Genomic DNA, 524 nt, shown 5'->3' on the forward strand with positions numbered 1-524 from the left:
GCGCTACGCTACGAGCGATCAGGTCGACCTGATCAATGCCGCTCACATTCAGCCCGTTCGATCCGATCTGGATCTGGCCTCCCGTCACGTGAAACGCATCGAGGCTGCCCGATCCGCCGAAGACGGGCGTGCCGGCCGCCAACACGCCGCGATTCGTGTTGATGAAGCCGCAACCATTGCAAAAAATACCCGCCGGATTCGCGATGATCACATCGGCACGTTGACCCGCGACCTCGGTGTAGCCGAGCAATTGACTCGGGCTGCCGCCGACGACCTGGTTGACGATGACCCGCGCGCCGCTGCCGGCGAGAGACGGGTTCGCGCCGACCAGTCCGGCCTGTTGAGTTTGCAAATGGCCGGTCGCATTGTTGAGAATCAGACCCTTGCTGCCGACGTTGTACTGCGTGAAGTTATTGTTCGACACGCCCGCGCCGTTCGGCGTCGAAATCTGGACGAGCGGCGTGCCATTGGCCGTCACGCCGACGACCGGCTTGCTGTTTCCCGAAGGCGCCGCCACGACTTGC

General features: G+C 63.0%; 1 protein-coding gene. It reads right to left on the minus strand.

Annotated elements, in window-relative coordinates; genetic code table 11:
- Nucleotides 1-524: filamentous hemagglutinin N-terminal domain-containing protein (locus HV670_RS30485; protein ID WP_175108611.1), on the minus strand; the 524-nt coding region annotated here is incomplete at both ends.

The organism is Pararobbsia alpina (assembly GCF_902859895.1).
Classification (GTDB): Bacteria; Pseudomonadota; Gammaproteobacteria; order Burkholderiales; family Burkholderiaceae; genus Pararobbsia; species Pararobbsia alpina.